Source organism: Mesorhizobium sp. M7A.F.Ca.MR.362.00.0.0 (assembly GCF_004023175.1).
In the GTDB taxonomy this organism is placed as follows: domain Bacteria; phylum Pseudomonadota; class Alphaproteobacteria; order Rhizobiales; family Rhizobiaceae; genus Mesorhizobium.
In genome coordinates this window covers 19,423-26,436 of record NZ_RZTF01000040.1, presented here as the reverse complement: position 1 = coordinate 26,436, position 7,014 = coordinate 19,423, and the positions used below count along the sequence as shown (strand labels likewise).

The 7,014-nt window shown below is 64.0% G+C and carries 4 protein-coding genes and 1 pseudogene (1 of these 5 only partly in view); 2 read left to right on the top strand and 3 right to left on the bottom strand.

The window, feature by feature from the left end; translation table 11 throughout:
* A pseudogene (gene fliR, locus EOC06_RS08460) lies at window positions 1-329 on the bottom strand (flagellar biosynthetic protein FliR) (it extends 423 nt beyond the left edge of the window).
* Window positions 326-2,413 carry a flagellar biosynthesis protein FlhA gene (flhA, locus tag EOC06_RS08455; protein WP_128307499.1) on the bottom strand — a complete coding sequence of 696 codons (2,088 nt, stop codon included), beginning with the start codon at window positions 2,411-2,413 and terminating at the stop codon, window positions 326-328. The pseudogene fliR and the gene flhA overlap by 4 nt, the downstream one beginning before the upstream one ends.
* A gap of 594 nt (window positions 2,414-3,007) precedes the next feature.
* On the opposite strand from flhA, the gene EOC06_RS08445 reads away from it, so the two are divergent.
* On the top strand, window positions 3,008-3,307 hold the full coding sequence (locus tag EOC06_RS08445; RefSeq protein ID WP_128307498.1) for a putative quinol monooxygenase: 300 nt from the start codon (window positions 3,008-3,010) through the stop codon (window positions 3,305-3,307).
* Between the two features lie 134 nt (window positions 3,308-3,441).
* On the top strand, window positions 3,442-5,223 hold the full coding sequence (locus EOC06_RS08440) for a chloride channel protein (RefSeq protein WP_128307497.1): 1,782 nt from the start codon (window positions 3,442-3,444) through the stop codon (window positions 5,221-5,223).
* A gap of 14 nt (window positions 5,224-5,237) precedes the next feature.
* Here EOC06_RS08440 and EOC06_RS08435 read toward each other — a convergent pair whose 3' ends face one another.
* Window positions 5,238-6,881 (bottom strand): MFS transporter, encoded by a 1,644-nt coding sequence (locus EOC06_RS08435; protein WP_128307496.1) that lies wholly within the window; start codon window positions 6,879-6,881, stop codon window positions 5,238-5,240.
* Window positions 6,882-7,014: the final 133 nt, after the last annotated feature.

The following is a 7,014-nucleotide window of genomic DNA, read 5'->3' as shown; positions in this document are numbered from 1 at the left end:
CTGCCGCCATAACCGACCAGCATGGCGATGGCCGAGCCCATGAAGCGCAGGGCTTCCATGTAGAGCCTGGTCATGGCGCCGATCAGGCCGCCGACCAGAAGTTCCGAAATGATCATCGGCACAAGGATCTGCGGGCGCGGGTCGACGAAAGGAAAGATCTTGTCCCACAGGAAGGCAAGCAGGCCGCCGGTGGCGGCGACCGCCACGAACAACCTGACCTGGACCGGGACGCGGGCGCTGGAGAGGCCCGGCATCAGCATGAAACAGGCGCCGATGCGGCAGAAGGCGAGGAACGCCGCGATGACGACGCCTTGCGACAGCACGCTCACGATATGGTTCCGAGCACCTTGATCTCGACGCCCTTGGCGATTTCGACATGGCTGAGCACCGGAAGTGTGGTGAACAGGCGCTCGATGATCATGCGCACATAGGGGCGGGCGTCGGGCGCGGTGACGAGGACGAAACGCTCGCCGGCTTCCAGATACTTCTTGATCGCCTTGGTGGCGTCCTGGCCGAACTCCTCGAGCTGGCGCGGGTCGATGTCGAACTCGCGCACCTCACCCTTGGCGTCGCGCTTGAGGCTCTGGTGGAAGGCGAGATCCCAGCGGTTGCCGAGGCGCAGCACTTTCAGCACGCCGCCCTCGGACAGGTCGCCGCATATCTGCTGGGCCATGCGGATGCGGACATGCTCGACAATCTGCTCGGTGCGGCGCACATGCGGCGCGATCTCGGCGATCGCCTCGATGATCAAGTGCAGATTGCGGATCGAGACGCGCTCGGCCAGCAGCAGCTTCAGCACCGCCTGCAGGCCGGGATAGGAGATGTGCGTGGTGCAGATCTCGTCGGCGAGCTTGCGGTATTCCTGGTCCTGGCGTTCGAGCAGCGCCTTCATGTCCTTGTAGGACAGAAGCTGCGGCAGGTTGTTGCGGATGACCTCGGAGAGATGGGTGAGCAGCACCGACATGTTGTCGGCGAAGGTGTAGTTCTCGCGCTTCAGATCCTCGGCGAAGGCTTCGACGACGGAATAGGCGCGCATGCCGAAGGCCGGCTCGCGGATTTCCTCGCCCGGTATCTCGGGTATGTCGCGATTGCCGAGCAGCACCATGATCTCGCCGACGCGCATCTGGTATTCGGCCACCACGGTGCCGTGCACCTTGATCTGGTAGCTCTTCGGCGGGATGGCGAAATCGTCGGCGACACGCACTTCCGGCACCACGAAGCCGTACTGGGTGGCGAATTTCTTGCGCATCTTGCCCATGCGGAAAACCAGTTCCTGATGCGACGTCAGCAGCCTTGTCGACAGCTGCTTGCCGATCAAGAGCTCGATCTCGGCGGTGGCGAGCGAAGCCTTGACCGAGTTCTTCTCCTCCTCGACCTTGGTTGCCTTTTCCTGGTCCTTGATCGCCTCGGCTTCGGCGAGGACCCGGTTGGCGCGCATCGGGATGACGTAGCCGAGACCGGCCATGCCGGCGGCGAGCGCAAAGAACGGGAACAGCGGCAGGCCGGGCATCAGGCCGAGCAGGACCAGCAGCGATGCCGCGACATAGAGGGCGCGCGGGTGGGCGCCGAGCTGGCCGAACACCGCCTGGTTGGTCGAGCCGCGGGTGCCGCCCTTGGAGACGAGCAGGCCGGCGGCGAGCGACACGATCAGGGCCGGGATCTGGGTGACGAGGCCGTCGCCGACCGACAGCTTGATGAACACGTCGGCGGCTTCGCCCATGCCCATGCCGTGCCTGATGTAGCCGATGGCGATGCCGCCGACGATGTTGATGGCGGTGATGATGAGGCCGGCGATGGCGTCGCCGCGCACGAACTTCGAGGCGCCGTCCATCGAGCCGAAGAAAGAAGATTCTTCTTCCAGTTCGCGGCGGCGCAGCTGCGCGGTCTTGTCGTCGATCATGCCGGCCGACAGGTCGGCGTCGATCGACATCTGCTTGCCGGGGATGGCGTCGAGGGTGAAGCGCGCGCCGACTTCGGCGATACGCGTGGCGCCCTTGGTGATGACGATGAAGTTCACCACGATCAGGATCATGAAGACGATCAGGCCGATGACGAAGTCGCTGGCCATCACCAGCTTGGAGAAGCCGGCGATGACATAGCCGGCCGCATGCGTGCCTTCATTGCCGTGCGACAGGATCATGCGCGTGGTGGCGATGTTGAGCGACAGCCGCAGCATGGTGGCGATGAGCAGCACGGTCGGGAAGGACGAGAAATCGAGCGGCCGCTGGATCCACAGCGCCACCATCAGGATCAGCACCGAAAGCGCGATCGAGAAGGCGAGGCCGACGTCGATGAGAAAGGCCGGAATCGGCAGAAACAGCACGGCCAGGATGATGACGATGCCGATGGCGAAGAAGACGTCGCGGCCGTTCTTGGCCACCGCGCCGGGCTGAATGCTTTCGCTGATCGCCATATCGTCCTCAAACCCCATAGACTGCCGAGCGCGCGACAGCCCTGTGAGGGTAGCCCGCCAAGCTTGCGCGAGGGTGGGAGGCTGGATTCAGCGCTGCGTTCAGGGGGGTTCAGCCGAACGCTTCAAGCGCCAGGATTTGGTTTGGCGTTGCGCGCGGACTAGCGCGCGCCTAGACAGCTTCGGCCAAACTTCATATCGTTTCGTGATGACAAAACTTACATTAAGCTCGGACTATTATATTGTGTCCGATGCAGATGGACTGTTTCAACACGGCGAGATTTTCCACATATCGCGCAACAAAGCTGGAGGATCGGTTAGCACCCGGGTTGGACGCTTTCATACATGGCGGCCGCAGCTTCATCCGGAAGGGTATTTCCCGCATTCCAGGCTCGATTGTCATGTCGATGATGATCCCCTCGCACCCGAACCGTCTTGGCTTGCGCGTACGCTTCTAGACGCGCTGATACAGCAGGGTGAGATATCAGAGCCAATTTGGTTGGGATGGCATAAAACCAAAGAGCTGGATGGTGAAGAACGAGGCCAGGTTTTTGACCTAGACTAAACACGTAGTCCCTGTTCTCGAAAGAAAACCACATGCTTCTGATCATTGGCACCATCCGCTTGCCGCCGGCAAAGCTCGGACAGGCAATGCCCGCGATGGAGCGCATTGTTTCCGGCAGCCGCGCCGAGCCCGGCTGTCTCGAATATTCCTATGCGCAGGATGTTTTCGATGCCGGGCTCATCCGGGTCACGGAAGTCTGGAGCGACAGGACGGCGCTCGAGGCGCATTTCCGTTCGCCGCACATTGCGGACTGGCGTGCGAGCTGGCCGGCGCTTGGCATAGGCGAGCGCAACCTCGTGCTCTATGAAGCCGGCGAGCCCATGCCGACCTGAACGGTCCGTCAGCCGATCGATATCGCGCCAGCTGTCGCCAATATGGTGTCTGCCGGCATAGTGGTTGCCATGCCGTGCCGCCGGGCGTATCAGGCTGGCTTTCCACTGCCTTTCGATATCGGCGAGCCGCCCCGGTGCTTTCCAGAAACCACAGCGAAGTCTACGCCCGCCGGCTGCGCGCGGTGCTGGTCAGGTCGTTGCCTCTGCTCGAGGCACGCGGCATCGTGGTGGTCGTTCTCGCCGGTGTCGTAGGCGTGATGGCTGGCATATTGGTCACGGCGATGAGCCAGATCGTGCAGGACCTGCACGGGCTGCTGTTCGGCGTTCAGCCAGGCGGCCGGCTTTCCGGCATGTTCTCGCTCGCCAATCCGATGCAGGCGCTGATACCGGCGATCGGCGGCATGCTGCTGGGGCTGACGGTGGTCTGGCTCAGGATACGGAAATTCCGCACGCCGATCGACCCGATCGAAGCCAATGCGCTCTATGGCGGGCGCATGTCGCTGACTGACACCTTCATCATCGCCGGCCAGACGATGATCTCCAGTGGTTTTGGCGCCTCGGTCGGGCTGGAAGCCGGCTATACGCAGGTTGGCTCCGGGCTGGCATCGCGGCTGGCGGGCATCTTCAGGCTGCGCCGCAACGATGTCCGCATCCTGGTCGGCTGTGGTGCGGCCGGCGCCATCGCCGCCGCCTTCGATGCACCGCTGACCGGCGCCTTCTACGGCTTCGAACTGGTCATCGGCATCTACTCGGTTGCCAATGTCGCGCCAGTCTTGACAGCCGCGATCTGCGCCTCGCTGACGGCCGAGATGTTCGGTGGCGTGCCGTTTCCGCTCGAGCTTTCGGGTCTGCCGGCGCTCACCGCCAGCCAGTATGTGCCGTTCCTGCTGCTCGGCCTGCTCGGCGGTGCCGCCTCGATCGCCATCATGCATCTGGTGACACTGATCGAGCGCGGTTTCGCCAGGCTGTCGATCGATGCGGCGCTGCGCCCCGTCATTGGCGGCGTCATCGTCGGGCTGCTGGGGCTGATCACGCCGCAGGTCCTGTCCAGCGGCCATGGCGCGCTGCATCGCGAATTCTCGATGAATTACGGGCTGGCCGTGGTGGCCAGCGTCTTCGTGCTCAAGCTGGCGGCGTCGGCGGTCTCGCTGGGGTCGGGTTTTCGCGGCGGATTGTTCTTCGCCTCGCTGTTCCTCGGCGCGCTGCTCGGCAAGGCGTTCGCGGATGTGATGATTGTCGCCTCGCCGGCAACCGGCATCGACCCTGCCGTCGCCGCCGTCGTCGGCATGACGTCGCTCGCAGTCGGTGTCGTCGGCGGTCCGCTGACGATGACCTTCCTGGCGCTGGAATCGACCCGCGACCTGACGCTGACCGGCGTTGTGCTGGCCGCCTCGATCATGTCGGCGATCCTGGTGCGCGAGACCTTCGGCTACTCGTTCTCGACATGGCGCTTCCATTTGCGCGGCGAGACCATCCGCAGCGCCCACGATGTTGGCTGGATGCGCAGCCTCACAGTCGGCTCGATGATGCGCAAGGACATCAAGACCATCTATGCCTCGACGACGCTGGCAGCCTTCCGCAAGCAAGTGCCGCTCGGCTCTGCCCAGCGGGTCATCGCCGTGGATGCGGGCGATCATTATGTCGGCGTGCTGATCGTGGCCGAACTGCACAGCGATCCTTCCGATGGCGAGGTGCCGGTGCGCGATCTTGCCAAATACAAGGACGCGGTGCTGGTGCCGAGCATGAACGTGCAGGCCGCCGCGGAAACATTCCAGCGGGCGGGCGCCGAAGAACTCGCTGTCGTCGAGGATTTCACCGACCACATCGTGCTGGGCCTTTTGACCGAAGGCCATCTGATGCGGCGCTATGCCGAGGAACTCGACAAGGCGCGCCGGGACCTGTCGGGCGAGGGCTAAGGGACAACCCGGAGTCAGTGTTCAATAGGTCCCTTGGCCATCACGAGAGCCGTGCCGGCGGTGGTCGGGCGTTCGATCATGCGCCGCACGCGGGGCGGTTCGTCGCCGCTGTGCAGGGCCCGCACGCGTTCGCCGATGACGGCGTCGGCATGGGTTATGCGTCCATTGTGCCTGATATATTCGATCCAGGTCGGCGTGTGATAATGCTCGATCCATACGGTGGGATTCTCGAGATCGCGCGCCAGCGTCCAGTTGCGGGCGCCGTCACGACGGCGGATGCGGCCGCGTTCGGCCATGATGGCGAGGAACTCCGGTTCATCCTCGTGCCGGATCACATACTCGATCATGATGGCGATGGGACCGCTGCGCGGCTTCAGGTCAAGCGCCAAATGCGGTTCCTTGAAGCGATTGAGCGGATCGAGGTTGAGCACCTGCTGTTGCGGCAGCGGGAGCAAAAGACCGATGGCGCCGCCGGCCAGCATGGCGACGCTGGCTGCGATCAGCGCGGCTTCGGCGCCGTGCGCATCGGCGACGACACCCCAGATCCAGCTGCCGAGCGCGATGCCGCCGAAGGTCGCGGTCTGGTAGACCGACAGCACCCGGCCGACCACCCAGCGCGGCGTCGCCATCTGCACCGTGACGTTGAAATGCGAAAGCGCGATCACCCAGCAGGCGCCGCCGACAAGCAGGCCGAGCGACGTCTGCCAGGCATGCTGGCTGACGGCGGCATTGAAGGCGCAGACAGCGAAGCCGGCGATAGCACAGCGCACCATCGTCTCGCTGGAGAGCAACTGCCGCAGCCTGACGCTGATCAAGGCGCCGCCGACCGCGCCGATGCCGAAGGCGCCGAGCATGATGCCATAGGTCAGCGCATCGCCCTTGACGACATCGCGCGCCACCAGAGGCAGCAACGCAAGCACAGCGCCTGCACTGAAGCCGAACGCAGCACCCCTGACCAGCACCTTGCCGATGTTGGGCGACATGGCGACATAGCGCAGGCCGGCGCCCATGGCAGCCCCCAGCGACTCGCGCGGCAAGGTCGATACCGGCACGTTCGGCTTCCAGCGCGCCAGCACGACGATCAGGCCGATATAGCTCACCGCGTTCGCCGCGAAGGCGGCCGCGGCACCGGCCGTGGCGACGATGATGCCGCCGATCGCCGGACCGACGCTGCGCGTCAGGTTAAAGCCCATCGAATTGAGGGCGACGGCTGCCGGTACCTTGTTGCGGGGAACGATATCGCCGACGGAGGCTTGCCATGACGGGCTGTTGAGCGCGGTGCCGCTGTCAATCAGGAAGGTGAAGGCAAGCAGCGTCCATGGCGTGATCAGGCCTGAATAGGTGAACAGGGTCAGAAGCACCGACACCACCAGCATGAAGGTCTGGGCGACCAGCATCACCTTGCGCCGGTCGAAACTGTCGGCGATGGCGCCGGCGACGAGTGCAAACAGCATGATCGGCAAGGTGGTCGAAGCCTGGACCAGGGCCACCTGATAGGGCGAGGTGGCGATCGTGGTCATCATCCAGGCGGCGCCGACACCCTGGATCAAGCCACCGAAATTCGAGACGAGGCTTGCGCCCCACACGGCGCGGAAAATGCCGTGCCGGAAGGGCGCCAGCGCCGAGACGCTCTCGCTGTCCGGCTTTTCGTCAATCATTTGGGGTTCCTGCCATGTCGTGCCTGCTCGTCAGACAATCCGTTTGCGCAGACCGTTTGCCGAAAGTAGGGCATGGCGCCGCAAAGGGCAAAAAAGCGCATGGTCCAACAATGGGATAGAGGCGGTCCAGGCC